Origin of the sequence: Micromonospora sp. WMMD714, from assembly GCF_029581315.1 — a bacterium.
Taxonomy (GTDB): Bacteria; Actinomycetota; Actinomycetes; order Mycobacteriales; family Micromonosporaceae; genus Micromonospora; species Micromonospora rifamycinica.
The window spans coordinates 4,004,510-4,030,787 of the sequence record NZ_CP120744.1; the positions used below are offsets into that span (position 1 = coordinate 4,004,510).

Genomic DNA, 26,278 nt, shown 5'->3' on the forward strand with positions numbered 1-26,278 from the left:
GTTCAGCCGGGCGTGCCGCGATGCGATCACGCAAAGTGACGAGCAGCATCCTCGATGCGGGTCAGGGACTCCGCCGGATCGAGTGCCATCCGGCACAGCTCCTCGTGTACAAGCCTATACCCGCGCACGTGTCCCACGTCCTCCAGCGCCAGACCCAGCGTGAGATTGTCCAGGTAGACCACGGAATGGTCGGCCGCGTCGGCAAACGTGAGGATCACATAGGGAGTGCTCATCGCCGGGTGGCCACCGGACGCGAACGGAAGTACGTGGCACGTCACGTTCGGTAACTGAGCTACCTCGACCATCCGGGTCAACTGCTCGGCCATGACGGCCGGACCTCCCACCGGTCGCAGCAGCACCGCCTCGTTGAGCACCACCGACAGGTCGACCGGGGGAGACTTCCGGTGCAGCACCTCCTGGCGGCGCAACCGGGCGGCCACCTTGCGCTCCAGCCCCTCCTCGCCGGCCGTGCGGCGGAACATCTCCCGGGCGTACGCCTCGGTCTGCAGCAGGCCGGGAACGGATTCGGCCTCGTACGTGCGCAGGCTCTCCGCCTCCGCCTCCAGACCGACGTAGAACTCGAACCACTCGGGCAGCACGTCGCTGTAGTTCTGCCACCAGCCGCGCTGCTGGGCGCCCCGGGCTATCTCGATGAGCGCCTCGGCGTCGTCGCCGGTCACCTGGTAGAGCGCCAGTGCGGCCCGCACGTCGCGGGGTTTGATGCCGATCTGGGCGTTCTCGATCCGGGACAGGTTGCTCTTGGACATGTCGAGCTGGCGGGCGGCCACGTCGAGTGTCATGCCGGCGCGTTCCCGCAGTTGGCGGAGTTCACGGGCGATGCGGCGGCGGCGAACGGTGGGGCTGACGGTCACCCTCCGAGTCTGTCACGACAAGATCCGCAGGTCACCCGAGCACGGAGTGCAACCATGGAATCCGGGAGTTGCAAAGCGGCCTTTGTGGAGGCATCCTGTCACCCGGCGTGGATCACCTGTGGACAATGCGTGGGAGGCTCGTTTGCTGGTCGCCGACGAGTTCTTTCTGATCGCGCACAACGACAGCCGGGGCAAGGCCAAGCTGCACCCGAGCGCGACCGGCCTCGGCCTCGCCGCCGGTCTGCTGGCCGAGCTGATCCTCTTCGGACAGATCACCGTCTCGGGTGGACTGGTCACCGTGCTCGACCGGCGTCCCCCGGCCGACGCGCTGGCGCACACCGTGCTCGACCAGCTCATCGGCGAGTCGCAGCACCAGGCGGTGCGGACCTGGCTCGCCTTCCTGTCCCAGTCGTCGACCACGTCGGTGGGGGAGCGGTTGGCCCGCGCCGGGGTGCTGCGCCGGCAGGAGAACCGCCGGCTGCTGCGGACCACGGTCAGCTACCTGCCGATCGACCTCAACGCCGCCGCCTGGCCGGCGACCCGGCTGCGTGCCCTGATCGAGCGGCCGGAGCAGCCCCTGGTGTCGGACACCACCCTGCTCGGGCTGGTGGCCGCGGCCGGGCTGACCCGCGAGGTGCTGTGGAGCGCCGGCCCGCGCGCCCACCACCGGCTGTCCACCCTCATCCAGTCGCTGCCCGCCCCCCTGCAGGAACTGGTCGTGCACACCGAGGCCGCGGTCGGCGCCGCGGTGCTGCGCGGCATCCCCTGATCTCGCCGCGCCACCCCTTCCCCCTCCTCTCCCCTCTTTCCGGAGCAGCCCCCATGCCCCAACCGACAGTCGCACGACCCAGTAACGTCAGTGACGCCCTGGCCCGTGGCCGCCTCGGCGTGCCGTCGGTCATCTTCTTCGTCCTCTCCGCCGCCGCGCCGCTGACCGTGGTGGCCGGCGTGGTCACCACCGGCTACGCGGTCACCGGCATCACCGGCATGCCGCTGGCCTTCCTCGCGGTGGGCGCCGTCCTGGCGCTCTTCTCCGTCGGCTACGTGGCGATGGCCCGCCGGGTGGAAAACGCCGGCGCGTTCTACGCCTACGTCTCGCGGGGCATCGGCCGGCCGGCCGGCGTCGGCGCGGCCTGGGTCGCGCTCATCGCGTACAACGCGCTCCAGGTCGGCCTCTACGGCGCGATCGGCGCCGCCGCCGCCCCGGTGCTCGGCACCCTCTTCGGCGTCGAACCGCACTGGGCCGTGGTGGCCCTCGCCGCCTGGGCGCTGGTCGCCGTCCTCGGCCTGCTGCGGGTGGACGTCAACGGCCTGGTCCTCGCCGTGCTGCTGATCGCCGAGATCGTGGTGATCCTCGTGTTCGACCTGGGTCAGCTCAGCCACCCGGTGGGCGGCTCGACCAGCTTCGCCGCGCTGGCCCCGTCGAACCTGCTGGTGCCCGGTGCGGGCGCGCTGCTGGTGCTCGCCATGACCGGGTTCGTCGGCTTCGAGTCCTCGGTGGTCTTCAGCGAGGAGAGCAAGGACCCGAAGCGGACGGTTCCGCTGGCCACCTACCTCTCGGTGGCGATCATCGCCGGGCTCTACGCGCTCTCCTCGTGGTCGATGACCGTGGCCGTCGGCCCGGAGAACATCTCCGCCACCGCCGGTGAGCAGAGCATCGAACTGATCTTCAACCTGGCCGCCGCGCACTTCGGTGACACCGCCGTCACCATCGGCCAGGCGCTCTTCATGACCTCGGTGCTGGCCGCCATGATCTCGTTCCACAACACCACCGCCCGGTACGCCTTCGCGCTGGGCAGGGAGCGTGTGCTGCCGGCCGCCTTCGGGCAGACCTCGCCCCGCACCGGGGCGCCCCGGGTCGCGTCGCTGGCGCAGAGCCTGCTCGGCCTGCTGGTGATCACGCTGTACGCGGTCAACGGCTGGGATCCGGTGGTGCAGCTCTTCTACTACGCCGGCACCGGCGGTGGCTTCGGGGTGCTGCTGCTGATCGCCAGCACGAGCGTCGCGGTGATCGTCTACTTCGCCCGGTCCGACACCGCGGAGTCGCTGTGGCGGCGGGCGATCGCCCCGGCCCTGGCCACCGTCGCGCTGGCCGCCATGGTGGCGGTCGCGGTGGCGAACTTCGCCACCCTGCTCGGCGTCGCGCCGGACTCGGCGCTGCGCTGGATCATCCCCGGGGTCTACCCGGTCGCTGCGCTGATCGGCCTGCTCTGGGGTCTGGTGCTGCGGTCCCGCCGGCCCGACGTCTACGCCCGGATCGGGCGGGGCGCGGAGAGCGTCTCCACCACCCTGTTCGCACCGCCGGTGGACGCTCCGGTGCCGGTGGAGGCCCGGCGGTGAGCCCGGTGCCCGTCGAGCGGCTCGGCGCCGCCGACACCCGGCTCGTCGCCGAGCGGATCGCCGAGGCGTTCCTGGTGCTGCCGGCGACCCACTGGCTGGTGCCGGACGAGGCGAAGCGGGAGGCCGTGTTCGCCGACAACTTCGAGATCCTGGTCGACCACGCGATGCGGCACGGGCTGGTCTTCGGCACTGTCGACCGGGACGCGGTGGCGGTCTGGTTCCCCCAGGTCGGTGACGAGTCGCCGGCACCGGTGGACTACGACGACCGGCTGGCCGCGGCCTGCGGGGAGTGGACCCCCCGGTTCCGGCACCTCGACGAGCTGTTCGCCGCCAACCATCCGCACCCCGACCACCACCACCTGGCGCTGCTCGCCGTCCGGCCGGCGCGGCAGGGGCAGGGGTTGGGCACCGCGCTGCTGGAGCACCACCACGCCTGGCTGGACGCCCAGGGGGTGCCCGGCTACCTGGAGGCGAGCAGCGAGGCCAGCCGGGATCTCTACGCCCGGCACGGCTACCGCCCCCGGGAGGTCTTCCGGCTGCCGGACGGCACGCCGTTCTACCCCATGTGGCGTGATCCGGTGAGCGGCTGACCGCACCGACGACGAGGAGGCTCCGACCCGGGCGGGTCGGAGCCTCCTCGCGGTCCGTGGCCGGTTCCGCCTCCGGCCGGCGTCGGGGACGGGCCGGTTCCGCCGGCTTTCCGGGTACGGCGAAGGCCCGGCCGGCGAACCGCCGACCGGGCCCCTGTGGTCGCCGCCGTCACCGGACCCGCAGGCCCGGCGACGGCACCACCCCCTAGTAGGTGCCGTCGAGCTGACCGCGCAGCTTGGTCAGCGCGCGGGCGAGCAGCCGGGACACGTGCATCTGCGAGACGCCGATCTGGTCGGCGATCTGCGACTGGGTCAGGTTGCCGTAGAAGCGCAGCGTGAGGATCTTCTGCTCGCGCTCGTCGAGGGTGGCCAGCGCCGGGCCGAGGGCGACCCGCAGCTCGGCCAGCTCGAACTCGTTGTCCTCGCCGCCGAGCATGTCGCCCAGCTCGGTGGCGCGGTCGCCGTCGCCGGTCGGGGTGGACAGCGACACCGCGTTGTACGCACGGGCGCCCTCCAGGCCCTCCAGGACCTCTTCCTCGGTGAGCTTGAGGTGGGCGGCGATGTCGGCGACCGTGGGCGAGCGGCCCAGGGTCTGCAGCAGCGAGCTGTTGGCGTCGGAGATGGCCAGCCGCAGCTCCTGGAGCCGACGCGGCACCCGGATGTCCCAGGTGCGGTCCCGGAAGTGCCGCTTGAGCTCACCGATGATGGTCGGGATGGCGTAACCGGCGAAGTCGACGCCGCGCGACGGGTCGAACTTGTCGATCGCCTTGATCAGGCCGACCGCGGCGGTCTGGGCGAGGTCGTCGGTGGGCTCGCCCCGGCCGCTGTAGCGGTGGGCCAGGTGGTTGGCCAGCGGCAGCCAGGCCTCGATCGCCCGGTCGCGCAGCGCGGCCCGGGACGGGTGGCCGGCGGGCAGCGCGGCCATCGCGTTCAGCAGGTCGGCGGCGCTGTCGGTGAGGGCGCGGGGGTCCAGCTTCTCGGTGGTGGACGGCGCTGTGCTCGCCTGCTCGCTCATGGTGGGCGCGGTCATTGGTGGTCCTCCCTGCACCTCGTCCGCGGACAAAAAGACGCGACGCTGTGGTTTAGCTTCAGATGGGCCGTTCGGAAGCCACCATAGCCTGATCGGTGAACCGAAATCTAGCCGAACGGCTGATGTACTTAAGTGACTTTAATCCATAAAAAGTAAAAATCGGACATGATGTGCATGATTTGTGACCATCCGCACGGCCGCACTGATGCTCCCCGGGACGATCCGTCCCCGCGCCCGGATGTGCCGCACCCTCACCAGGTGCCCTTGCGCCGGGCGTGCAGCGGTCGGCCGTCGGGGTCGTAGACCAGCCGGTACGCCGGCAGCGCCCAGAGCCGGGTGTACCAGGGCAGCCGCTCGGGCCGGTGCGGGCGCAGCCGACCCGGGGGCCGGGGGCCGACCTGGCCGTCGTCGTACCACCGCTGGAGGGTGTCGGCGGCCGAGGTGATCGCCTCGACCGCGCTGGCCGGGTCGAGCAGGTCGGCGTCGTCCGCGCCGTCCGGATCCCGGTCCAGGTGCTCGCGCCACAGCCGCAGCCGCAGGTCCCGGGCGAACACCCGGGCACCGTCGCCCTGACCGGCCGGATCGACGGGGGACCGCTCGTCGCGGGTCTCGTCGAGCACCGCGCAGGACAGCTCGCTGTCGTGCGTCCAGGACCGCCGGTTGAAGTTGTCGCTGCCCACGCTCGCCCAGACGTCGTCGACCACGCAGATCTTGGCGTGCACGTAGACCGGTCCACCCGCCCGGTTCTCCACGTCGAAGACGTGCACCCGCTCCGGGGCGGCCCGCTCGCACAGCGAGAGCGCCTGCTCCCGGCCCACCATGTTCGGCGGCAGCGCCAACGCGCCGTCCACGTCCGGGTGGCGGGGGACCACGGCGACCAGGTGCAGATCCGGGTTGTCCCGCAGCGCCTCGGCGAACAACTCGGCCACCTCGGTCGACCAGAGGTACTGGTCCTCCAGGTAGATCAGACGGCGGGCCCGGCGGACCGCCTTGGTGTAGCCCCGGGCCACCGTCCGCTCGCCGTCGGGGGCGAAGGAGTACCGGGGGCGGACTGCCGGGTAGGTGCGCAACACCTGGATGCGGTGCGGGCCGCAGGGCGGCGGGTCGGCCGGCTGGTCGGGCAGCGGATCGGGACTGAGATCGGAGCCCCGGAACCGGTCCCGCAGGTAGGCCAGCGGGTTCTCCGAGTCCAGCGGCATCGGGTCGGTCCACCGCTCACGGAACGTGGTGTCCAGCGCCCCGACCGCCGGCCCCCGGATGGCGAGCTGCACGTCGTGCCAGGGTGGGCGCGGGCCGTACTTCGGCGACATGGCCAGGGGCTGCGGGTCGCCGAGATGCTCGGCGTCGTCGCGTCGGCTGTGGCACAGGTCGATCCCGCCGGCGAAGGCGATGTCCCGCTCCGGCGCGTCGGGATGGCGCAGCACCACCAGCTTCTGATGGTGCGACCCGCCGCGCCGGACGCGCTGGTCGAGCAGCACCTCGCCACCGGCGGCCCCGACCGCCTCACTGAGGCTGCGGTTCTCGGCCTCGCTGTAGGACAACGCGTCGAGGTGGGAGCGCCAGAGCAGCCCCTTGACCACCACGCCCCGCTGGGCGGCCCGGGCGAAGATCTGGGCGACGGTCGGGCCGTCCGGGCGCATCCGCTCGTCCGGGTCGCCCCGCCAGTCGGTGAAGAAGAGATGGTCGCCCGCGCCGAGCGCCTCCACCTCGCTGACCAGGCGGTCGAAGTACGCCGCGCCGTGGATCAGCGGCTCGGCGAGGTTTCCGGTCGTCCAGACGGGTAACCCCGAGGCCGGGTTGGCGCGTTCCTCAGCGGTCAGGAACCAGTCCTCGATCGCCACGTTCCAGCCTCCCGAGGTCGACGACGTCCTCACACCGGTAGGACCTCTGCCGTCGGTACCCACTCCGGGTCACCCGGAACCGTCCGTGGACGGCCTACCGCGCCCGCAGACCGCGAACGCCGAGGAGGCACCGCAATGCCCGCCGAGACGACGAACTCCGCGACCGAGCACCGCCCGCAGGCGGTCGAGAGCGAACGCGGCGCGATCCTCGCGGTGCTGCTCATGGTGATCCTCGGGGTGGCCGGGATCTTCGCGGTCTCCTGACGGCCGCCACCCACCTGCTACCACCGCCCGCCCCGGTCCACCGGAACGGACACCTCGGCGCACGGGGGCCTCTCCTTCACGCCGGTCACTGCGCTCGAAACGGGCGCCCCGGGATATCCCGGGACGCCCGTGGACGGGTCACCGGCTTCAGGCCGGCGTACGCCCGGTCAGGGCCGGTCGCCCTGGCCGCCGGTGTGCGGCAGCCGCTGGGCCGGTACGACGCCCAGCTTGCCGGCCTGGAAGTCCTCGAAGGCCTGCATCAGCTCGGCGCGGGTGTTCATCACGAACGGCCCGTAGTGCGCCACCGGCTCCCGGATGGGCTTTCCGCCCATGATGTACAGGTCCAGGCCCGGGGTGTTGCCGTCCTGCCTGCCGGCGGCGGTCACCCGCAGCGCGTCGCCCGGACCGTGCACGGCCAGCTGGCCGCCCTGCAACGGTCGCCGGTCGGGGCCGACCGTGCCGCGACCGGAGAGGGCGTAGACCAGCGCGTTGAAGTCGGCCCGCCAGGGCAGGTCCAACTCGGCACCGGGCTCCAGCGTGACGTGGGCGATCGTGATCGGCGTGTGGGTCGAGCCCGGCCCCCGGTGCCCGGCGATCTCACCGGCGATGATCCGGATCAGCGCACCACCGTCCGGCGTGGTCAGCAGCGCCGACTCCCGGCCCCGGATGTCCTGGTAGCGCGGTGGCATCATCTTGGCCACCCGGGGCAGGTTGACCCAGAGCTGGAGGCCGTGGAACAGACCCCCGCTGGCCACCAGGTGCTCCGGCGGGGCCTCGATGTGCAGCAGGCCGCTGCCGGCGGTCATCCACTGGGTGTCGCCGTCGGTGATGGTGCCGCCGCCGCCCTGGGAATCCTGGTGGTCCATGATCCCGTCGATCATGTAGGTGACCGTCTCGAAGCCCCGGTGCGGGTGCCACGGGGTGCCCTTGGGCTCACCCGGCGCGTAGTCCACCTCGCCCATCTGGTCGAGGTGGATGAACGGGTCGAGATCGGACATCGGCACCCCGGCGAAGGCCCGGCGGACCGGGAAGCCCTCCCCCTCGTAGCCGCTGGGGGCGGTGGTCAGCCGGCGGACCGGCCGGTAGCTGGTGGTCTCGTCGAGCCGGGGCAGGCGGGGCAGGACGAGGACGTCGTCGACGGTGATCGCGGGCATCTCGGGCTCCTCAGGTGTCGCGGTGGGTGGACGTCGCGTCCCGGTCGGCGCGCAACCGCCGGCCGAGCCGATCGAAGACCCGGGTCAGGGTGGTGACCTCGGCGTCGTCGAGGTCGTCCATCAGGTGCCGCCGGACCGAGGCGAGGTGCCCCGGCGCGGCCTCACGCAGGGTCAGCAGCCCGGTGGCGGTGAGCACCGCCTCGCTGCCCCGTCGGTCCCCGGGGCAGGACTGCCTGGCGACCAGACCCCGTCGTTGCATGGTGGAGATCTGGTAGGTGAGCCGGCTGGGGGAGAAGACCAGCCGGCTGGCCAGCTCGCCCATCCGCAGCCGCTGGCCCGGCGCCTCGGAGAGCAGGACCAGCACGTGGTAGTCGGCGAAGCTCAGCTCCCCCTCGGCGCGCAGATCCTCTTCGAGCTGCGTGAACAGCCGTTGGCTCGCCTCGATGTACGCGCGCCAGCAGGCCATCCGCTCGCTGTCCAGGCTTTCTGTCACGTCCCGAACAATAGCACTATTTAAAATTTAAACAAGACTCGCCGTGCCGCTGTGAGCAGTGCGACAGCTCTTCTTGAGGTGCGGAACTTCAGTATTTGAAGAAGGCGGCTGGCGATGATCGCCGGTTGACCTGCGAGACTGCCCCGGTGGACCCCGTGGAGATCACCGCCCCCGGCCTGCTGCTGCGCCCCTGGCGGGCGACCGACGCGTCGGCCGTGCTGATCGCCCTGCGCGACCCCGAGATCGTCCGCTGGAACGGGCAGGGGGTGACCGACCCGGCCCAAGCCCAGGCGTGGATCGCCCGGCGGGCCGACTGGAGCGACGGCAGTCACGTGTCGCTCGCGGTGACCGACGACACCGACTCGACACTGCTCGGGTCGGTGTCGGTGCACCAGATCCGGCACGACAACGCTGCCGTCGGCTACTGGACCACCGCCCCGGCCCGGGGTCGCGGCGTCGCCGGCCGGGCGCTCCGCGCGCTCACCGACTGGGCCTTCACCCACCTCGACCTGCACCGGATCGAGCTGTGCCACGCGGTGGCCAACACCGCCTCCTGCCGGGTCGCCGAACGGGCCGGCTACCCGCTGGAGGGGACGCTGCGTGAGTCCCACCGCTACGGCGACGGCCACCGCCACGACGAACACCTGCACGCCCGCCTCGCCACCGACCCGTAACCCCCTCGCCCCTGCCCCGGCCCGCCCGCCCTCACCCCGCTCCGCTCGTGCCGTGCCCTGCCGCTCGTGCCGTGCCCTGCCGCTCGTGCCGTGCCCTGCCGCTCGTGCCGCGCCCTGCCGCTCCTTCGGTGATCAAGAGGTTTAGGTCAACATTCCGCCACATGCTGACCTAAACCTCTTGATCACCGGCCAAAACCTCTTGATCACCGGGGATGAGGGCTGTCGGGTGGCCTAAACCTCTTGATCAACCGGGCCGGCGGGCCGGCGGGTGGCCTGAACCTCTTGATCACCGGGGGCGGGGGCTGTCGGGTGGTCTGAATCTCTTGATCACCGAGGACGGGGGAGGGTTGCCGGGTGGTCTGGACCTTTTGATCGGCGGGATCGGGGAGGGTTGCCGGGGTGGCTGGTTAGGGTCGACGGGTGGACGATCTGGACGTGCTCGACTGGCGGGAACGCACCGCCGCGCTGTACCTGTCCGACGACGACCTGGCCGGGTTCCGGGCAGCCCGCGACGAGCTGTTCCGGACCCATCCGGCCAGCCCGCTCCCGGGCGGCGACCGGGCCGGCTTCCCCGGGCTGGACTGGTTCCCTCCGGATCCGGCGGCGGTGGTCGAGGCTCCCCTGCTCCCCGCGTCCGGCACCGAGAGCATCGACACCGGCGGACCGGACGGGGTGGTGCACTACCGGCGGCTGGCGGTCGCCGACACGCCATGGGGACCGCTGACCCTGTGGTGGATCGAGGCGTACGGCGGGGGGCTGTTCGTGCCCGTCCGCGACGGCACCAGCGGCCGGGAGACGTACGGCGGGGGGCGGTATCTCACCGACACGGTCAAGGGCACCTTCGGGCGGGGGCTGACCCTGCTCCCCGGCCGGCGGGTCCGCCTCGACGCCAACTATCTCTACAACCCGAGCTGCGCGTACGACGACACCTGGGCCTGCCCGCTCGCCCCGCCGGAGAACCGGGTCGACACCCCGATCCGGGCCGGTGAACGGAACTACCCGCGCCACGACCGCTGACCCTTCCGCGTCCCCGGATCCGCCCACCGCCTCCCTGAGAGGCAGCCCCCATCGCATCCACGACCCCCGCGGCGGTGCGGCCCTCATCACGTGCGCGGCCCCGTTGGCGGCCGGCGAGGTGTCCCCGCCGACCGGTGGCGTCGCTATGGGGCAACCCGACCTCGCCGAATGTTGTGAAGCGAACACTGCCCAGGTGGGTGTCGACCCGAAGACCGCAGCGAGGTGGGCACGCCACGGGAGCATCCCGCAGACCCGGCATCGCGCCAAGGTCGCGGCGGTGCTGGGCCGCGACGTTCTGGACCTTTGGCCGGATGCGCTGAAGCGCCACGAGCCTGTCTGGTTTCGACGGTGGGCGGACATCGAGCGCGAGGCGGTCGCGCTGCGGGGGTTCGAACTCGCGTGGGTGCCGGGGCTCCTACAGATGGAAGCGTACGCGCGGGCGACGCTGGCGCTGGCGGCCCCCAGCCCCGAGGAGGTCGACGAGCTGGTGGCGGCGCGGATGCAGCGGCAGGCGGTTCTGCACCGGCCACAGCCTCCGCTCGTCGTCGCGGTGATCGACGAAGCGGCCCTCCGGCGGCGCGCGGGGCGCGACGGCAAGCTGATGCGTGAGCAGTGTGAGCACATCGCGGCCTGCGCCGAACTGCCGTGCGTGCAGGTGCATGTCGTACCGCTCGACACGCCGATCTATCTGGGCATGGGCGGTCCGTTCGTCCTGGCCGAGCTGCCGGACGGTGCGCGGCTGGCGCATCAGGACGGTCCGGCCCGGGCGCACATCACCGACGACGCGGCAGACATCGCTAGCCTTGAACGTCGGTGGGCTCGCATAGTCGGCGAGGCCCTGCCTCGGGCACAGTCTCTCGATCTCATCAGGAGAGTGGCAGCGACATGGACATGACCGGCGCACGGTGGCGCAAGAGCACCAGAAGCGGGGACAACGGCGGGAATTGCGTCGAGGTGGCGGACAACCTGCCGGGCGTCGTCCTGGTGCGGGACACGAAGGACCGTGACGGCGGGACGCTGGCGTTCGCACCGGGTGCGTGGCGGGGGTTCGTGGACTTCGCGAGGACGTCCCGCTAGTCAGATGGCGGAAGGACCCCGGGACGAGGCCGCCGCAGCGCTGGGCGCATCGGGCCGACGCCGCCGTCGCGACGCTGGGCGCGTGGGACCGACGACGCCACGGCCGCCCCGGCGCTGGGCGCGTCGGGGCGGCGGTGGAAGGTCGGTCGATCAGCGGGCGGTGGCTCCGGTCGGGGTCAGGTGCATCCGGCCGAGCGACTGCCGCGCCTGGTCGGCCAGTGCGGCGTCCACGGTGACCGCGTACTGGCCGGCGCGCAGCGAGCTGGCCGAGGTGAAGTCACGCTGGCCGCCGGACATGGCGTGCGCCACCGCGCCGAACACGGCTCCCCAGATCGCGCCGATCACCAGCCCGACCAGGATCACCGCGAGCCAGTTGCCGACGGTGAAGATGCCGAACAACAGGCCGATGAAGAGACCGAACCACGCGCCGGTGCCCGCGCCCAGCAGGGCGGCCCGTCCGGTGGTGAGCCGGCCGAGAACCGTCTCCACCAGGGTGAGGTTGGTCCCGACGATCGCGGTGTGCTCCACCGGGAACCGGTTGTCCGCCAGGTAGTCCACCACCCGTTGGGCGGACGGATAGTCCGGGTACGCGCCGATCGTCACCGTGGGCGGGCCGGCCTGCGGGCCGTGTCCGTCCCCCGGGGGCGTCGCCGGTCGTCCGGCCGGACCGGACGGGAGGTGGTCGCCGCCCGGCATCCCGGGTCGCCAGGTGGCGCTCGGGTTCGCTGCTCTGGTCATGGCATCCTCCTTCGTCAACGACCGGCGTTCCCGGGCGTCCGGCGGCCTAACACCGGGCGGCGCGGCAATCCGGGCCGACGCCCCGGCGGCGACCCGTGGCGCGGCGATCCGGGGCCGGTGCGCCGGCGGCCCGACCCGGGGCCGGTGCGCCGACGGCCCGACCCGGGAGAACCTGTGGGGGCCGAGGCATGCGGCACGAGGTACCCGGGTAACCCGGCACGTGGACAGCGGACGGATCAGCGAGCACGGCTTCCTGGCCGACGGCCGCAGCGCGGCGCTGGTGGACCGGCACGGCTCGGTCAACTGGTGGTGCCCCGCCCGGTTCGACAGCCCGTCGGTGTTCGGGCGGATTCTCGACGACCGGGCCGGTCACTGGTCGATCGCGCCCGAGGCCGACGACGTCACGGTGTCCCGCTCCTATCTGGACGACTCGCTGGTGCTGCGGACCGTCTTCCACACTGGCACCGGCTCGGTGGCGGTCACCGACGCCCTGGCGTTGGAGCCGGGCGCGCGGGGGCACGACATCGGCCTACGCTCGCCCCGGGCGCTCGTCCGGGTGGTCGAGGGGCTGTCCGGCGTGGTGCCGGTGCGCGTCGAGTTCGTACCCCGATTCGAGTACGGCCGGGTCACCGCGTACCTGAAGCGGTCGGGCGGGCTGATCGACGCGATGGCCGGCGCGTGCCGACTCAGCCTGCGCTCCGACGTGCCGCTGGCCTGCCGCGACGGCAACGCGACCGGTCGGGTGCCGGTCCGGGCCGGGGACACCCTGCGGTTCACCCTCGGGTACGCCCCGACCTACGACGGGGGCGATCCGGCCCTGCCCGACGCCGACCGGGCGGTGGCCGAGGCGGTGGCCGGCTGGCGCTCCTGGGCCGACCTGCACGACTACCAGGGCCGCTACCGCGATCAGGTGCGGCACAGCGCGATGGTGGTGCAGGGCATGACCTACCAGCCCAGCGGCGCCGTCGTCGCGGCGGCGACCACCTCGCTGCCGGAGCGGCCGGGCGGGGACCGCAACTACGACTACCGGTTCGTCTGGGTCCGCGACTTCAGCCTCACCCTCCGGGCGCTGTGGCGGTCGGCCTGCCCCGACGAGGCCGACCGGCAGTTCTCCTGGGTGGCGCGGGCGATGGGTCGGATCGACGGCGGCCGGGTGCCGATCATGTACGGCGTCGAGGGGGAACGGGACCTCACCGAGCACGCCCTCGACCACCTGCGCGGGTACGCCGGCAGCCGCCCGGTGCTGGTCGGCAACGACGCGTGGAAGCAGCGGCAGAACGACGTGCTCGGCGAGATCATCGACGCCGCCTGGCTGATGCGGCACTACCTGGACCCGATGTCACCCGACGTTCGGCACCTGCTGTGCGACCTGGCCGACCAGGCGGCCCGCAGCTGGCGCCTGCCGGACTCCGGGATGTGGGAGGCCCGCGACACCCAACGGCACTACCTGTCGTCGAAGGTGCAGTGCTGGACGGCGTTGGACCGGGCGGTGCGCTTCGGTTCCCGGCTGGGCGACCCGGCCGACGTACGGCGGTGGGCGCGGGCCAGGGACGAGATCCGCGCGGCGGTGCTGGGGCGGGGCTGGAACGACCGGCTCGGCGCGTACACCGGGGCCTTCGACTCCGACCGGTTGGACGCCTCGGTGCTGCTCATGCCGCTGGTCGGTTTCCTGCCGGCCGCCGACCCGCGGATGCGCTCCACCATCGACGTGGTGGAGCGTCGGCTGTCGCGTGACGGCCTGCTGCTCCGCTTCGACGGTGACCCCGCCGGCTTCCTGATCTGCTCGTTCTGGCTGACCAGCTGCCTGGCCCTGGCCGGCGAGCAGGAACGGGCCGTGCGGCTGTTCGAGCAGCTCGCCGGCCGGGTCAACGACCTCGGCCTGTACGCCGAGCAGATCGACCAGGTCACCGGCGAGCAGGTGGGCAACTTCCCGCAGGCCTTCTCGCACATCGGCCTGATCAACGCGGCCGGGCTGCTCACCGACATCGCCGAGCGGCGGCGCGACGTCCCGGCGGACCGCCCGCACTTCCTGGCGACCGGCACGGACGTGGTGGCGATGTCGACGTGACCACCGGCGTCGACGTGACAGCGGACGTCGACGTGACCACCGGTGCCGACGTCACGGACGGCGGCCTGATGCAGAATCAGGGCCAGGGCGCCTGAGCCTGACGGCCGCGCCCGGCCCCTGCCCCCGGCACCGGAAGGCCCGCCCGATGCGGCTGCTCATGATCGCCGACACCCACCTGCCCCGTCGCGCCCGGGACCTGCCGGACCAGGTCTGGGCGGCGGTGGACGCCGCCGACGTGGTGCTGCACGCCGGTGACTGGGTGGAGGTGGCGCTGCTCGACCGGTTGGCCGACCGGGCGCGTCGACTGGTCGCCGTGTACGGCAACAACGACGGCCCCGACCTGCGGGCCCGGCTGCCCGAGGTGGCCGAGGTGGAGCTGGCCGGGCTGCGGGTGGCCGTGGTGCACGAGACCGGGCCGAAGACCGGGCGGGAACAGCGCTGCGCGGCCCGGTTCCCCGACCGGGACCTGCTCGTCTTCGGTCACTCGCACATCCCGTGGGACAGCGTCGCCCCGGGCGGCCTGCGGCTGCTCAACCCGGGCTCACCCACCGACCGGCGGGCACAGCCGCACGCCACGTACCTGACCGCCGAGGTGGCGACGGGGCAGCTCGACCGGGTCGTGCTGCACCGCCTGCCACCCCGCTGAGGTCACCGGCCCCGGCCGGTCTCCTCCTGCAACTCGTCGATCCGCCGGGACGCCTCCGCCTTGGTCAGGTCGTCCGGCACCTCCTCGCCGGCCTCCCGGGCGAGGGTGTGCAGGTACGACTCCTGGGCGGCGGTGGGCGGCTCGTCGCCGGTCACCCACTCCTCCGGGTCCTTGATCGCCCCACGTGGGTCGGGCTGCTGGCTGTTGCGGTCGGTCATCACGTCACCTCTCCTCGAACAGCCGTGCCAATACCCCGCGGGTCGCCCGGTCATGCCGCTCCCGGTGCATACGATCGACCCGTGGAGTCGGATGTGATCGTGGTGGGAGCCGGCATCGCCGGTGTGGCGTGCGCCGGTGAGCTGGTCCGGGCCGGCGTGCCGGTGGAGATCCGGGAACGCGGCCGGGTGGCCGGGGGCCGGATGGCCAGCAGACGCTTCGACGGTCGCCCCGCCGACCTGGGGGCGGCGTACCTGACCGCCGACGACCCGGACTTCGTCGAGGTCGTCCGGCGCTGGCAGGCCGCCGGGCTGGTGCGGGAGTGGACCGACACCTTCGTCGCGTACGGCCCGGACGGCCGGCGGGAGGTGCCCGGACCGGTTCGCTGGGCTGCCCCGCGCGGCCTGCGTTCGCTGGTCGAGGAGCTGGCCCGCGAGTTGCCGGTGACCGTCGACCGGTGGGTGTCGACGGTCGAGCCGGGGCCGGTGGTGGACGGTCGACCGGCCGCCGCGGTGGCGCTGTGCATGCCCGGCCCGCAGGCCGCCCTGCTGGTCGACCCGGCGCTGACCGGCGTCACCCGGGCCGCGGTACGGCAGCGGTGGTCACCGGTGCTCGCCGGGGTGCTGCACTTCCCGGCGCGGCGGTGGGCCGACTTCCGGGGCGCCTTCGTCAACGACCATCCGGTGCTCGCCCTGGTCTGCGACGACGGCGACCGGCGTGGGGACGCCGCCCCGGTGCTGGTCGCGCACACCACGCCGGAGTTCGCCGCCGGGCACCTGGCCCAGCCCAGCGACGCCGGGCCGGCGATCGAACAGGCCGTCCGCGACCTGCTCGGCCTGCCGGAACCGGCCGCGCAGGTGCACGTCCACCGGTGGACGTACGCCCGGCCGGTCGAGCCGGTCGCCGACGAGGGCTTCTTCCTCGACGACGACCGGGTCGGGCTGGCCGGGGACGCCTTCGGCCGGCCCCGGGTGCAGAGCGCCTGGCGGTCCGGCCGCGACCTGGGCCGGGAACTCGCCCGGCGACTCGCCGACAACTCCGGCTGAGCCGGCTGGCCAGCCCCGGGCGGGCGGCTGAACCGGCCGGTCAACCCTGGGTGGTCGGCTCAGCCGGCCGGTCAGCCGCGGGCGCCGTCCAGTGCCGGCTCGTCGTGCCGACCCCGCTCGGACGGGTCGGCGGTGCGCTCGCCGGCCCGGTCCAGCAACTGCATCACCGGCGTGGCCGCCATCCCGTGCACCACGACCGAGACCACCACCACCAGGCCGACCGTCGCCCAGATCAGGTCTGCCTGGGCGAAGTCCGCCTTGGTGGTGGCGTACGCCAGGTAGTAGAACGAGCCGACGCCCCGGATGCCGAACGAGGCGATCACCCAGTGCTCGGCCGGTCGACCCGGTGCGCCGCGCAGCGACAGCCAGCCGACCAGCGGCCGGATGACGAAGACCAGGGCCAGCCCGACGGTCGCCGCCTGCCAGGTGAGCGGGGCGAGCAGGCCGGTGATCACCGCCCCGCCGAAGAGCAGCAGCAGCAGGACGGTCAGCAGCCGCTCGGTCTGCTCGGCGAAGTCGTGCAGCACGGCGTGGAACTCGTGGGTCCGCTCGGCGGCCCGGATCGCCCGCGCGGCGACGAAGACGGCCAGGAAGCCGTAGCCGCCGACCACCTCCACCAGCCCGTACGCCAGGAAGGTGGCGGCCAGCGCGAGGAAGCCCTCGGCGTGCCGGGCCAGCCGCAGCTCGCTCGGGGCGCGGAAGAACAGCTTGCCGAGCAGCCAACCGATCAGCAGCCCACCGCCGACGCCGACGGCCAGCTTGTAGAGCACGTCGACGGTGAACCACTCGGCGAACCAGCCGGCCGGGGCCAGCCCGGCGGTGGCGATCGCGATGGCCGCGTAGACGAACGGGAAGGCCAGGCCGTCGTTGAGGCCGGCCTCGGAGGTCAGCGCGAAGCGCACCTCGTCCTCGGAGTCCTCGGCGTCGGTGGGTTCGCCGACCTGGACGTCCGAGGCGAGCACCGGGTCGGTCGGGGCGAGGGCCGCGCCGAGCAGCAGCGCCGCGGCCGGCACCAGACCGGCCCACCACCAGCCCAGCAGCGCCACCGCCGCGATGCAGATCGGCATGGCGATGGCCAGCAGCCGCCAGGTGGACGACCAGCGTTTCCAGCTCAACGGTCGGTCGATCTTCAAGCCGGCACCCATCAGCGCCACGATCACGCCGATCTCGGTCAGGTGGGTGGCGACCTGCGGGTAGCGCAGCGGATCCGGCGCGGGCAGGCCGATGGGCAGGGCGAAGACCAGCATCCCGAGGCCGAGGAACGCTATCGGCATGGACAGCGGGCGGCGCTCCAGCAGTCGGGGGAGCACCCCGGCCAGCAGGGCACCCGCCCCCACCAGCGCGAACTCGACATCGACCAGTTCCACCCCGACCACCTCTCACCCCCGGCCACGGGTGCGGTCGGGGGTGGGACTGTGCCCCGTCGATGGTCGGGCTAAGCCTGGGTGTCCGGCTTGTCCCCGCATGGTCGTCGACGCGGGGCTGCAGCTGTGCTCAGCCCGGGGGCAGCAGGATCTCGAACCAGACGGTCGAGCCGCGTACGGTCGGGTCGGTGCCCCAGGCGTCGGAGAGCTGCTCGATCAGCCCGAGCCCCCGGCCCCGGCTGCTCAGCGTGTCGGTCTGAGCGCGGGTCACGGTGCCCCGGGTGCCGGAGTCGGCCACCGACACCAGCAGCCGCTCCGGGCTGAGGTCGATCTCCACCCGGGCGGCGGTGCCGGCGTGCAGCAGCGCGTTGGTGGTCAGCTCGCTGGTGCACAGCACCGCCGCGCCGATCACCGCCTCGGGCACCTGCCACGCGCCGAGCTGCGCGGTCATCCAGTGCCGGACCCGGCTCGGCGCGGTCGGCTCGGCCGGCATCTCCATCCCGGCGGAACGGCTCGGCCGGAGCGCGTGTTCGACCGCGAGCACCGCCACGTCGTCCTCGGTGGTGCCGCCCACCGCGCCGGTGGCGACCGCACAGAGCGCCCGGGGGTCGCCACTGGTCGCGCCGGCCACCGCCGCCACCAGCCCGGCCATTCCGGCGGTGAGGCTCTGCCGCCGCCGCTCGACCACCCCGTCGCTGTAGAGCAGCAGGGTGTCACCGGGGGCGAACGGCACGGTGGCGGTGCGGGGCCGGCAGCCCAGGCCCAGCGGCGCGCCGGTCGGCAACTCGACGAAGCTGGCGGTGGCGACGCCGTCCGGCCCGCTGCGCCGGATCAACGGCGGGGGGTGCCCGGCGCTGGCCAGGGTGATCTCCGCCCGGTCGGCGTCGACCACCCCGAAGGCCACCGTCACGAAGAGTTCGTGGGTGCCGGTCTCGGTGCCCAGGCTCGCCACCAGCCGGTCCAGGCCGGCGAGCACCGCGTCCGGTCGGGGGTCGGCCAGCGCCAGCGCCCGCAGGGCCGCGCGTACCTGTCCCATCCGGGCCGCGGCCTGCACGTCGTGGCCGGCGACGTCGCCGAGCACCACGCCCAGATCGCCGGAGGGCAGCAGGAAGGCGTCGTAGAAGTCGCCACCGGCGGCGTTGCCGTCGACCCCCGGGTCGTACCGGGCGGCGATGCGCAGCCGGGGCAGCGCCGGCAACTGCTCGGGGAGCATGCTGCGCTGCAACAGCTGCGCCGTGCCGTGCTGGGTCTCGAACCGGCGGGCCCGCTCGGCCGCCTGGCCGACCAGCTCGGCGGAGGCGGTCAGCAGCGCCCGCTCCGCCGCCGACCAGCCGTGCGGGGCCTGGTAGCCCACGGCCAGGCCGCCCCGGATGACCGACGAGCGCAGCGGCAGCGCGGCCAGCGACCGGATCTTCTGGTCGTGCCGGTCGACCGCGGTGTCCCGCAGCGGTTGGCCGTCCCCGGCGAAGAAGGGCACCCCGCTGCGGGCGGCGACCACCACGGGCGCGGTGGTGTCCGGTGGGACGGGCCGCCACAGCGGTGGCAGCCGCTCGTCGGCCTCGTCGAGCAGCTCGCCCCGGATCCGGCGGACCAGCCGCCAGGCGGGGCCGTCGTCGACCGCGAAGGACACCTGGTCGGCGTCGAAGGAGTGCAGCGCGTAGCGCAGCGTCACCCGGGCCACGTCGTCCAGGGTGAGCGTGCCCGACAGCGCCGCGGCGAAGTCGGACAGGCTCTGCAACTGCTGGGTGAGCTGGCTGGTCTGGGCGGCGACGGTGAGCACGCCGACGATCCGGCCGGTGCTGTCGCGTACCGGGGAGTGGCCCCGGGTGAAGACCGCGTGGTCGCCGGCGGCGTGCTGCTGGACCGGGAGCACCGATTCCTTCTGGAGGAACGACTCGCCGTGCCGGTAGGCCCGTTCGATCACCTCGCCGACGTCGGGGGAGTGCCACAGGTCGGCGTACACCTCGGGGGCCGGTCGGCCCAGTGCGCCGGGGTGCCGGTCGCCGATCACCTCCGCGTATGCCTGGTTGTAGAGCAGGACGAGGTCGTCGCCGTAGTACAGCGCCATCGGCACGGGGGAGGACAGGATCACGTCGACCAGCACGCGGACCGTCACGTCCCAGCCCTGTGGCGGACCCAGCGGGGTTTCCGCCCACGGGTGGGCCCGCACGGCCGCCACCGCCGGTGAGACCCCGGCGGATCCCGGTACGGGGGCTGATGACGTCGGGGTCCGCCCGACCGTGCCTGGCATGTCCGCAGCCTATCCGGAGCCGCCCCGGGGTGAACCGATCGTGTCCCGCGGGAACCGGCGACACCGCTGCCCGGAGTCGTTCGTGCGGGTCAGGGGTCCTTTCCTGCGACATGTCGGGAAAATCCGTACGGGTTCTGCGGCTTGCCGCTGCGGCGGACGGGTAACCGGGCGGCGCAGTCCATTGGACAGGAGGGACATCATGCCGGAAACCCTTGCGGTCAGGCAGGTCGACATCGGTAGCGCCTTGACCGACATGTGGCGGTCGGTGCTGCTCTTCGTGCCGAGGGCCATCGCGTTCATCGTCATCCTCGTGGTGGGCTGGCTCATCGCCCGCGCGGTACTCAAGGTCGTCGACGCGGCGCTGGAACGGGTGGGCTTCGACCGGGCGGTCGAACGGGGCGGGATCAGACGCGCGTTGGAACGCACCAGGTACGACGCCAGTGACATCCTGGCCCGGCTCGCGTACTACGCGGTGCTGCTGTTCACCCTGCAGTTCGCCTTCGGGGTGTGGGGGCCCAACGCGATCAGCGACCTGATCCGGGGGGTGGTGGCCTGGCTGCCGCGGGCGTTCGTCGCGATCGTCATCGTGGTCGTCGCCGCCGCGATCGCCAACGCCGTCCGGGACCTGGTCTCCGGGGCGCTCGGCGGCCTGTCGTACGGCAAGGTGCTGGCCGACCTGACGGCGATCTTCATCCTGGCCCTCGGGGTGATCGCCGCGCTGAACCAGGTCGGCATCGCCACCACGGTCACCACGCCGGTCCTGATCGCGGTGCTCGCCACCGTGGCCGGCATCCTGATCGTCGGCGTCGGTGGTGGTCTGGTCAAGCCGATGCAGTCCCGCTGGGACGGCTGGCTCGACCGGGCGGCCGAGGAGTCGCGGGCGGTCCAGGAGCACCGGCGGGCGCGTACGGCCGGGCAGGGCGACATGAACCGGCAGATGGCCGACCGGGCCGGCGAGCGGACGCAGGGCATGCCGCGCGTCGAGGAGGCCCGGACGATGGCCGGTGGTCGGGGCACCTACCAGTCGGGCGGCCCGGGTGACGAGACCCAGCAGTTCGGTCGGCCGGGTAGCTGACCCGGCACGTACCACCGGGAGGGTGTCCGCGGTGCGGACGCCCTCCCGTGCCGTCCCGGCCGGGCAGGCGGCGGCCCGCTCGGGCCGGGCGGATCCGGCCCGGCGGCTCAGGCCGTGGCGAGGTGCCGGGGGTCGAGGGTGCGGGCCAGCAGGCAGACCGCGACCAGGCGGGTCAGTGCCCAGTCGGGGGCGGTGAAGTCGGCCGCGCCGACGGGCAGCAGGCCGTGGGCGCGGGCGGTGTCGTGGATCCCTTCGGCGTAGCCGGCCAGGGCCGCCACGGTCAGCGGCCGGCGGTCACCGTCGAGGCTGTCCCGGACCGCCGCGGCGTGCTGGTCGACCAGCGCGAGCAGACCCGGCCGGGCCGCCGCGGCGGCGAGGCCGGGAGCGCCGACCGAGGCGGTGAGCAGGGCCAGCCGGGAGCGCGCCGCGCTCACGGCGGTCCGGGTCGCGACCTGGGGGTACGGCACTCGCATGGGGACCGAGGTTAACCACCGGGTAACCGGCGCGGAGTCGGTCGCTCGGCCGGTACCGACGCCCCCTCCGGCCGACCGACCTCCACCGGGTGGACCGACCCGGTCCCCGACGGACAGAGCGGCCTCCGCACGCACCGGAAGCCTTCGCGGCCGGGGCGGGCACCATCGGGACGCCCCCGCCACCCGGTCCCGGACCGGACGACCACCCCGCGTCGGCAGGTCGCCCCGGACACCCGGTGCCGGACCCGCCGCCGGTCGGGCGACATCCGGCCGGGGCCGGCACCGGCCGCGCTCAGGGGGTCAGCGACCCGAGCAGGACGGTGCCCGCGCAGGGTAGTTGCCCGACGTTGCCGACGGTCAGGAGGTACTGCCGCTGGGCGGTGCCGTCCGGGTTGATCCGCTGGACGTACCGGCTGCGGGTCACCTCCAACTGGCAGGCGGTGCCGCCGGCGGCACCCGTCGGGGCCAACCCGGGCAGGTAGACCGCGTTCAGCGGATTGGCGTTGTTCCAGGTCCAGCTCGCCGAGGCGCCGACGGCCAGGGTGCCGGTCGACCACGAGGCCGACGGGCCGGTCTGGGCGAGCTGGAACTGCCCGGAGCAGGTGACCGTGCCGATGTTGCGGAGCACGAAGTAGAACTTCCGTACCCCGTCCGGTTCCTGCCGGTACCAGCTGCGGGTGACCTCCAGCTGGCAGGCGGCCGTCGCGGTCGCCCCGGTCGGCGTCAGCCCCAGCAGGTACGACACCGTGGGGGCGATCTGCTCCACCCAGCCGTAGTTGCCGCTGGCCCCGGGTGCCAACGCGCCGGTCGACCAGGTGTGGGTCGGGGTCAGCCAGGACAGCAGGACGGTGGCCGCGCAGCCGGTCGTACCGCTGTTGCGCACCACGAAGTGGAAGCGCCGCTCGCCGCCGGGCTGCCGGGAGTACCAGCTCCGGGTCACCTCGAACTCGCACCCGGCCCCGGTCGGGGAGAAGCCCACCTGGTAGGCGGCGTCGAGCGGGTTGGCGTTGTTCCACACCCAGCCCTGGCTGGCACCGGCGGCGACCGGGCCGGTGGACCAGGACGCCTGTTGCGCGGCGCTGCGGGTGACCGCCCGGTCCCGGGCGTCGTGTTCACCGCCGGCCGGTGCGGCCGAGGCCGGTGCCGGGGCGGACAGCACGACCGCCAGCAGGATCGGCAACCAGAGCCACACCGTCGGTCGTCTGGTCATGGTGGGCGCTCCTCGGCGGTCGGGCCGGCGGTGTGGAGATCCGGACGGCATGACGACAAGGTCGCACAGGCACGCCCGGCGTGGCGGGGCCGATATCCGACAGTGCGCGACCGTCCCCGGGGCGGCCTGTCGTCGCTACAGTCCAGGTCCCGCCTGGAAGGAATCCCGCCGATGGCAATGTCTCGTACCGTTCGCCGGTGGTGGGGCGTGCGCCTCGCCGGCGCCGTGGTGGTGGCGCTCGCTGCGCCGCTGCCGCACGCCGGGGCGGCGCTCGCTGCGCCGCTGCCGCATGCCGGGGCGGCGGTCGCCGGCACCGCGCTCGGCGACGGCGACGTGCTGGTCGCCCGCACCGCGCAGGACTACACCTACCGCACCTACCAACGGCGCTGGTCGGTGGTCGCCGTGCAGCCCGCCGCGACCGCCGACTGGGACCTGACCCTGCGGGACGCCGGTGGCGTCACCCTGGCCACGAGCTGGTTGGGCGTCGGACGGACCGACTTCGTGGTGGTCGACTCCACCGCCGGACACCGGCCGTTCGGCGGGTACACCGCCTCGGTCAGCGCATACGCGCCCGGCCCGTACTGGGTGCAGCAGCGCACCGACACCACGACGCTCACCCTGCCGCCGGTGACCCACTCCGGCACCACCGGAGCCGCCGACCCCGACCTGGCCTTCTCCAGCCTGGTCGACCACGAGGTGGTGACCGTCGCCGACCTCCACCTGACGGCGGGGGAGTCGTTCTGGGCCAACACCACGACCGCCGCCTCCTCGCTGCTGCTGGCAGAGAGCGACCCGGCCGATCCGGCGACCTTCGTGCAGAGCCGGGCCACCGTCGCGGCCCGGCAGCACACCCAGGTCCTCGACGGCTGCACACTCTATACCGCGCAGCGCACCGGTTGGCACGCGCTGGTCCAGATCGGCGACCGGCCGCCGAGCACGCACGTGCCGACCCAGGGAACGGGGTACGCCCTGCACCGGGTCGACCCGGCCCGGCCGCTGAGTTGCCCGCAGCGGGAGTTCCCCGGCCCCACCCCGTGAACCGGTGACGCCGGGCGGGTCGGTCCGTGATGGTGACGTCGGCCGGGCGTCAGTCCGTGGAGGTGGCGTCGGGCGGGCGTCAGTCCGTGGAGGTGGCGTCGGCCGGGCGGCGACGGCCGGCGTCGTCGGCGATGATCACGGTGGCCACCATGAGCGCGACACAGAGGCTGAACAACCACGAGTCGTCGGAGGCGAACCTGGCGGCGACCGGAGCCTGGACGGCGGCGAGCAGGAAGCCGAGCCAAGCCAGGCGGCGCTGACGAGGGGTGAGGAAACCGGAGCCCTGTTGCATCCCGAAAGTCTTGCGCGACCGCTTCGGATTGCGGTCAGCCGAGCGGTGGATTGTGGACGTCCTGTCCGGCTTCCCGCCCGTCAGGACGTCCCATTGTGCCGATTCGGGGGAGGTGACCGTCACCTCGACCTGTTAGCGATGATGCGGCAGGATGAGCTGTTGTGTCAGTCGCCCCGCCCCGCACCTCGCTGCTCGTACTCGCCTACCTCGCCTTCGTCAGCCTCGGCCTGCCCGACGGTCTGCTCGGCGTCGGCTGGCCCTCGATCAGCGCCGAACTCGGCGTACCGACCGGAGCGGTCGGACTGATCCTCACCACCGGCACGATCGGGTACCTCACCTCCAGCGTGCTCGCCGGGTTCACCCTCGCCCGGCTCGGCGTGGGCCGGCTGCTCGCCGGCAGCACCCTGCTGGCCAGCCTGGCCCTGACCGGGTACGCCTCCGCGCCGACCCTCACCGTGCTGATCTGCTGCGCGCTGGTGCTCGGCCTCGGTTCGGGGGCTGTCGACTCCGGGCTCAACGCCTACGCCGCCGGTGCGTTCGGCCCCCGGCACATGAACTGGATCCACGCCTTCTTCGGCCTCGGCGTGGCGATCGGTCCGCTGGTGATGACCGCGATGCTGACCACCGGCGCGGGTTGGCGCTGGGCGTACGGGGTCACCGCCGCTGCCCAGCTCGCCCTGGCCACCGCGTTCGCACTCACCGTCCGGGCCTGGCGGGACCGGACGGGCGGGTCGGCGGTCCCGGCCTCCGGGGACGACCCCGCCGCCCGGCCGGGAGAACCGGTGCAGGCCGTGGTCCGGATCCGGGAGACGCTGCGGCTGCCCGCCGTGTGGTTCGGCGCGCTCGCCTTCGCCGTCTACGTGTCCATCGAGGTGTCCGCCGGGCTCTACTCGTTCCAGCTGCTCACCGAGGGGCGAGGGCTGCCCGACGTGACCGCCGGGGTGTGCGTCTCCGGCTACTGGGGCAGCCTCTTCGTGGGCCGGGTGGTGCAGGGGCTGGTCGCCGAGCGGCTCGGCACCGCGCGGGTGCTGCGGGGCAGCCTGCTGGGGATGGCGGCCGGGGCGGCGCTGATCGCGCTGCCCGCCCCGGGCGCGGTGACGGTGGCCGGTCTGCTGATCCTCGGCTTCGCCGCCGCGCCGGTGTTCCCGCTGCTCACCCTCAGCACCGCCGAGCGGGTCGGCCGGGAGCACGCCGACCGGGTGATCGGTGTGCAGATCGGTGCCGCCGGGCTCGGGGCGGCCCTCATCCCGGGAGGGCTCGGGGTGCTGCTCGGCGTCACCTCGTCGCGGCTTCTCGGGCCGGCGCTGACGGTCCTGGCGGTGGCGCTGCTGGCGGCGCACGCGGCGGCCAACCGCCGCACCGTCCCGTCGCTCCCGGTCTGACCCGCCCGCTGTCCCGTCGCCCGCCGGCTGGTCCGCTGCGCCGGCCCGGCAACCGCCGATCCGTCCCGGCGTTCCGTCGCCCGCCGGCTGATCCAGGGTCCGTCGCCGACCGCCGGGGCCGTGCGGCGGTCGGCACGCGACGCCGGGGTCACATCGTGTCGGGGCCGGTCCGCCCGGTCGTGGAGGGACGGTAGGCGCGCTCGGTGTCGGTCATCTCCCGTCGTTCGGCCGCCGGGCCGGCTCCCCGGTCCACCGGCTCGGGACCGTGCCCGAAGGCGGCCTCCTCGCCCGCGTCGTTGCCGGTCGCGTCGTCGGCCTGCCCGTCGATGGTGGACCGGGCGATGGCCCGGTCCAGCTCCTCCAGCGGCGTCTTCCGCTCGTCCCGCCAGATCCTGCCGTCGTCGTCCGTCATGTCATCGCGGTACCCGGACCCGATGATCGCAAACGGCCGGTTCGCCGACCGCGCCGCCGATTCCGGCACCGCGCCGCCGCAACCGGCGGCGTCGACGGCCGCCGGGTCAGTCGACGGCAGCGGGAGACGCTGACGGCTTGCGGGCGACGCTGACGACTGCCGGGAAACGCTGACGGCCGCCGGGGGAGCCGGCGGCCGTCGGTGGATCTACCGGAATCCGGTCGGATCCGGGTTCGGTGTGCGGGGTGGGGATCAGGGCTGCGGGCGGTCGACCGACCCGCGCCACGCCCCGGTCTCCTGACCGCGACGCTCGATGAACTGCTTGAAACGCTCCAGGTCACCCTTGGCCCGGCGATCGACCACGCCCAACTTGTCGCCCGCCTGCTCGACCACGCCGTGCGGCTCGAAGTCCATCTGGAGGGTGACCCGGGTGTTGCTCTCGTCGAGGCGGTGGAACGTCACCACGCCGGCCTGCTGGGTGCCGCCGGTCGACTTCCAGGCCACCCGCTCGTCGGGCAGCTGCTCGGTGATCTCGGCGTCGAACTCGCGCTTGACCCCGGCGATCTCCACCGTCCAGTGGGTCATCGTCTCCGACAACTGCCGGACCTCCTGGACCCCCTCCATGAAGTGCGGGAACTCCTCGAACTGGGTCCACTGGTCGTAGGCCGTCCGTACCGGTACGGACACGTCCACGTGCTCGATAACGCCGCTCATG

The 26,278-nt window shown here is 73.3% G+C and carries 28 protein-coding genes; 14 read left to right on the plus strand and 14 right to left on the minus strand.

The genetic code is table 11. The features are described from left to right. Positions 1-26: 26 nt before the first annotated feature. Positions 27-872 (minus strand): helix-turn-helix transcriptional regulator, encoded by an 846-nt coding sequence (locus O7625_RS17585; protein WP_282339982.1) that lies wholly within the window; start codon positions 870-872, stop codon positions 27-29. A gap of 142 nt (positions 873-1,014) precedes the next feature. Between O7625_RS17585 and O7625_RS17590 the strand changes: the two genes are divergently transcribed. Genes O7625_RS17590 through O7625_RS17600 form a run of 3 tightly spaced genes read left to right on the plus strand, consistent with a single transcriptional unit; the run spans position 1,015 to position 3,802 of the window. After that, positions 1,015-1,641: a GPP34 family phosphoprotein gene (locus O7625_RS17590; RefSeq protein WP_067308832.1), complete on the plus strand. Its 627-nt coding sequence runs from the start codon at positions 1,015-1,017 to the stop codon at positions 1,639-1,641. Positions 1,642-1,694: 53 nt separating this feature from the next. Beyond that, positions 1,695-3,212 (plus strand): APC family permease, encoded by a 1,518-nt coding sequence (locus tag O7625_RS17595; protein ID WP_282339983.1) that lies wholly within the window; start codon positions 1,695-1,697, stop codon positions 3,210-3,212. Continuing rightward, positions 3,209-3,802: a GNAT family N-acetyltransferase gene (locus O7625_RS17600; RefSeq protein ID WP_282339984.1), complete on the plus strand. Its 594-nt coding sequence runs from the start codon at positions 3,209-3,211 to the stop codon at positions 3,800-3,802. The genes O7625_RS17595 and O7625_RS17600 overlap by 4 nt, the downstream gene beginning before the upstream one ends. 205 nt (positions 3,803-4,007) lie before the next feature. Here the strand turns inward: O7625_RS17600 and O7625_RS17605 are convergent, their stop codons facing one another. Continuing rightward, positions 4,008-4,832 carry a SigB/SigF/SigG family RNA polymerase sigma factor gene (locus O7625_RS17605; protein ID WP_282339986.1) on the minus strand — a complete coding sequence of 275 codons (825 nt, stop codon included), beginning with the start codon at positions 4,830-4,832 and terminating at the stop codon, positions 4,008-4,010. Between the two features lie 251 nt (positions 4,833-5,083). Further along, positions 5,084-6,673 (minus strand): phospholipase D-like domain-containing protein, encoded by a 1,590-nt coding sequence (locus O7625_RS17610; protein ID WP_282346998.1) that lies wholly within the window; start codon positions 6,671-6,673, stop codon positions 5,084-5,086. 135 nt (positions 6,674-6,808) lie between these two features. On the opposite strand from O7625_RS17610, the gene O7625_RS17615 reads away from it, so the two are divergent. Next, positions 6,809-6,937, plus strand: coding sequence for a hypothetical protein (locus tag O7625_RS17615; protein WP_269458976.1), 129 nt, complete (start codon positions 6,809-6,811; stop codon positions 6,935-6,937). Positions 6,938-7,104: 167 nt separating this feature from the next. On the opposite strand, the gene O7625_RS17620 is transcribed toward O7625_RS17615, so the two are convergent. After that, positions 7,105-8,091: a pirin family protein gene (locus O7625_RS17620; protein WP_282339987.1), complete on the minus strand. Its 987-nt coding sequence runs from the start codon at positions 8,089-8,091 to the stop codon at positions 7,105-7,107. A gap of 10 nt (positions 8,092-8,101) precedes the next feature. Next, on the minus strand, positions 8,102-8,584 hold the full coding sequence (locus O7625_RS17625; RefSeq protein ID WP_282339988.1) for a MarR family transcriptional regulator: 483 nt from the start codon (positions 8,582-8,584) through the stop codon (positions 8,102-8,104). 146 nt (positions 8,585-8,730) lie between these two features. Here O7625_RS17625 and O7625_RS17630 point away from each other — a divergent pair, with 146 nt between their 5' ends. The 4 genes from O7625_RS17630 (at position 8,731) to O7625_RS17645 (ending at position 11,352) form a co-directional block, all read left to right on the plus strand. Further along, complete coding sequence (locus tag O7625_RS17630) at positions 8,731-9,258, plus strand: GNAT family N-acetyltransferase (protein ID WP_282339989.1); 528 nt, start codon at positions 8,731-8,733, stop codon at positions 9,256-9,258. 420 nt (positions 9,259-9,678) lie between these two features. Then, positions 9,679-10,275, plus strand: a complete 597-nt coding sequence (locus tag O7625_RS17635) for a DUF1684 domain-containing protein (protein ID WP_282339990.1) — start codon at positions 9,679-9,681, stop codon at positions 10,273-10,275. A gap of 145 nt (positions 10,276-10,420) precedes the next feature. Then, positions 10,421-11,170 carry a DUF5753 domain-containing protein gene (locus O7625_RS17640; RefSeq protein WP_282339991.1) on the plus strand — a complete coding sequence of 250 codons (750 nt, stop codon included), beginning with the start codon at positions 10,421-10,423 and terminating at the stop codon, positions 11,168-11,170. Beyond that, positions 11,167-11,352, plus strand: coding sequence for a DUF397 domain-containing protein (locus tag O7625_RS17645; protein ID WP_282339992.1), 186 nt, complete (start codon positions 11,167-11,169; stop codon positions 11,350-11,352). The genes O7625_RS17640 and O7625_RS17645 overlap by 4 nt, the downstream gene beginning before the upstream one ends. A gap of 150 nt (positions 11,353-11,502) precedes the next feature. Here O7625_RS17645 and O7625_RS17650 read toward each other — a convergent pair whose 3' ends face one another. After that, the gene (locus O7625_RS17650; RefSeq protein WP_282339993.1) at positions 11,503-12,090 is read right to left on the minus strand and encodes a general stress protein; all 588 of its coding nucleotides are present in this window, start codon (positions 12,088-12,090) and stop codon (positions 11,503-11,505) included. A 220-nt stretch (positions 12,091-12,310) separates the two neighbouring features. Between O7625_RS17650 and O7625_RS17655 the strand changes: the two genes are divergently transcribed. Beyond that, positions 12,311-14,158 (plus strand): glycoside hydrolase family 15 protein, encoded by a 1,848-nt coding sequence (locus tag O7625_RS17655; protein ID WP_282339994.1) that lies wholly within the window; start codon positions 12,311-12,313, stop codon positions 14,156-14,158. 145 nt (positions 14,159-14,303) lie between these two features. Then, positions 14,304-14,804 carry a metallophosphoesterase gene (locus tag O7625_RS17660; RefSeq protein WP_282339995.1) on the plus strand — a complete coding sequence of 167 codons (501 nt, stop codon included), beginning with the start codon at positions 14,304-14,306 and terminating at the stop codon, positions 14,802-14,804. A 2-nt stretch (positions 14,805-14,806) separates the two neighbouring features. On the opposite strand, the gene O7625_RS17665 is transcribed toward O7625_RS17660, so the two are convergent. Continuing rightward, on the minus strand, positions 14,807-15,022 hold the full coding sequence (locus O7625_RS17665; protein WP_067308794.1) for a DUF3072 domain-containing protein: 216 nt from the start codon (positions 15,020-15,022) through the stop codon (positions 14,807-14,809). A gap of 93 nt (positions 15,023-15,115) precedes the next feature. On the opposite strand from O7625_RS17665, the gene O7625_RS17670 reads away from it, so the two are divergent. Beyond that, positions 15,116-16,066 carry an FAD-dependent oxidoreductase gene (locus tag O7625_RS17670; protein ID WP_282346999.1) on the plus strand — a complete coding sequence of 317 codons (951 nt, stop codon included), beginning with the start codon at positions 15,116-15,118 and terminating at the stop codon, positions 16,064-16,066. A gap of 71 nt (positions 16,067-16,137) precedes the next feature. On the opposite strand, the gene O7625_RS17675 is transcribed toward O7625_RS17670, so the two are convergent. Together O7625_RS17675 and O7625_RS17680 are read right to left on the minus strand one after the other, a co-directional pair. Further along, on the minus strand, positions 16,138-17,433 hold the full coding sequence (locus O7625_RS17675; RefSeq protein ID WP_282339996.1) for a cation:proton antiporter: 1,296 nt from the start codon (positions 17,431-17,433) through the stop codon (positions 16,138-16,140). A gap of 127 nt (positions 17,434-17,560) precedes the next feature. Continuing rightward, complete coding sequence (locus O7625_RS17680; RefSeq protein ID WP_282339997.1) at positions 17,561-19,681, minus strand: SpoIIE family protein phosphatase; 2,121 nt, start codon at positions 19,679-19,681, stop codon at positions 17,561-17,563. A gap of 199 nt (positions 19,682-19,880) precedes the next feature. Between O7625_RS17680 and O7625_RS17685 the strand changes: the two genes are divergently transcribed. Further along, positions 19,881-20,756 carry a hypothetical protein gene (locus O7625_RS17685; RefSeq protein WP_067308786.1) on the plus strand — a complete coding sequence of 292 codons (876 nt, stop codon included), beginning with the start codon at positions 19,881-19,883 and terminating at the stop codon, positions 20,754-20,756. Positions 20,757-20,863: 107 nt separating this feature from the next. Here the strand turns inward: O7625_RS17685 and O7625_RS17690 are convergent, their stop codons facing one another. Together O7625_RS17690 and O7625_RS17695 are read right to left on the minus strand one after the other, a co-directional pair. Continuing rightward, positions 20,864-21,229: a DUF6401 family natural product biosynthesis protein gene (locus O7625_RS17690; protein ID WP_282339998.1), complete on the minus strand. Its 366-nt coding sequence runs from the start codon at positions 21,227-21,229 to the stop codon at positions 20,864-20,866. A 292-nt stretch (positions 21,230-21,521) separates the two neighbouring features. Continuing rightward, a complete protein-coding gene (locus tag O7625_RS17695) occupies positions 21,522-22,439 on the minus strand; it encodes a hypothetical protein (RefSeq protein ID WP_282339999.1) in 918 nt (305 codons plus the stop codon). A 171-nt stretch (positions 22,440-22,610) separates the two neighbouring features. Between O7625_RS17695 and O7625_RS17700 the strand changes: the two genes are divergently transcribed. After that, positions 22,611-23,477 carry a hypothetical protein gene (locus tag O7625_RS17700; protein ID WP_282340000.1) on the plus strand — a complete coding sequence of 289 codons (867 nt, stop codon included), beginning with the start codon at positions 22,611-22,613 and terminating at the stop codon, positions 23,475-23,477. Positions 23,478-23,556: 79 nt separating this feature from the next. Here O7625_RS17700 and O7625_RS17705 read toward each other — a convergent pair whose 3' ends face one another. Further along, positions 23,557-23,769, minus strand: a complete 213-nt coding sequence (locus O7625_RS17705) for a hypothetical protein (RefSeq protein ID WP_282340001.1) — start codon at positions 23,767-23,769, stop codon at positions 23,557-23,559. Positions 23,770-23,930: 161 nt separating this feature from the next. Here O7625_RS17705 and O7625_RS17710 point away from each other — a divergent pair, with 161 nt between their 5' ends. Then, the gene (locus tag O7625_RS17710; RefSeq protein ID WP_282340002.1) at positions 23,931-25,151 is read left to right on the plus strand and encodes an MFS transporter; all 1,221 of its coding nucleotides are present in this window, start codon (positions 23,931-23,933) and stop codon (positions 25,149-25,151) included. A 148-nt stretch (positions 25,152-25,299) separates the two neighbouring features. Here the strand turns inward: O7625_RS17710 and O7625_RS17715 are convergent, their stop codons facing one another. Both O7625_RS17715 and O7625_RS17720 read right to left on the minus strand, forming a co-directional pair. Next, entirely contained in the window at positions 25,300-25,563 is a 264-nt protein-coding gene (locus tag O7625_RS17715) for a hypothetical protein (RefSeq protein WP_067314010.1), read from the minus strand. A gap of 252 nt (positions 25,564-25,815) precedes the next feature. Continuing rightward, complete coding sequence (locus O7625_RS17720) at positions 25,816-26,277, minus strand: SRPBCC family protein (RefSeq protein ID WP_067313987.1); 462 nt, start codon at positions 26,275-26,277, stop codon at positions 25,816-25,818. Position 26,278 lies beyond the last annotated feature (1 nt).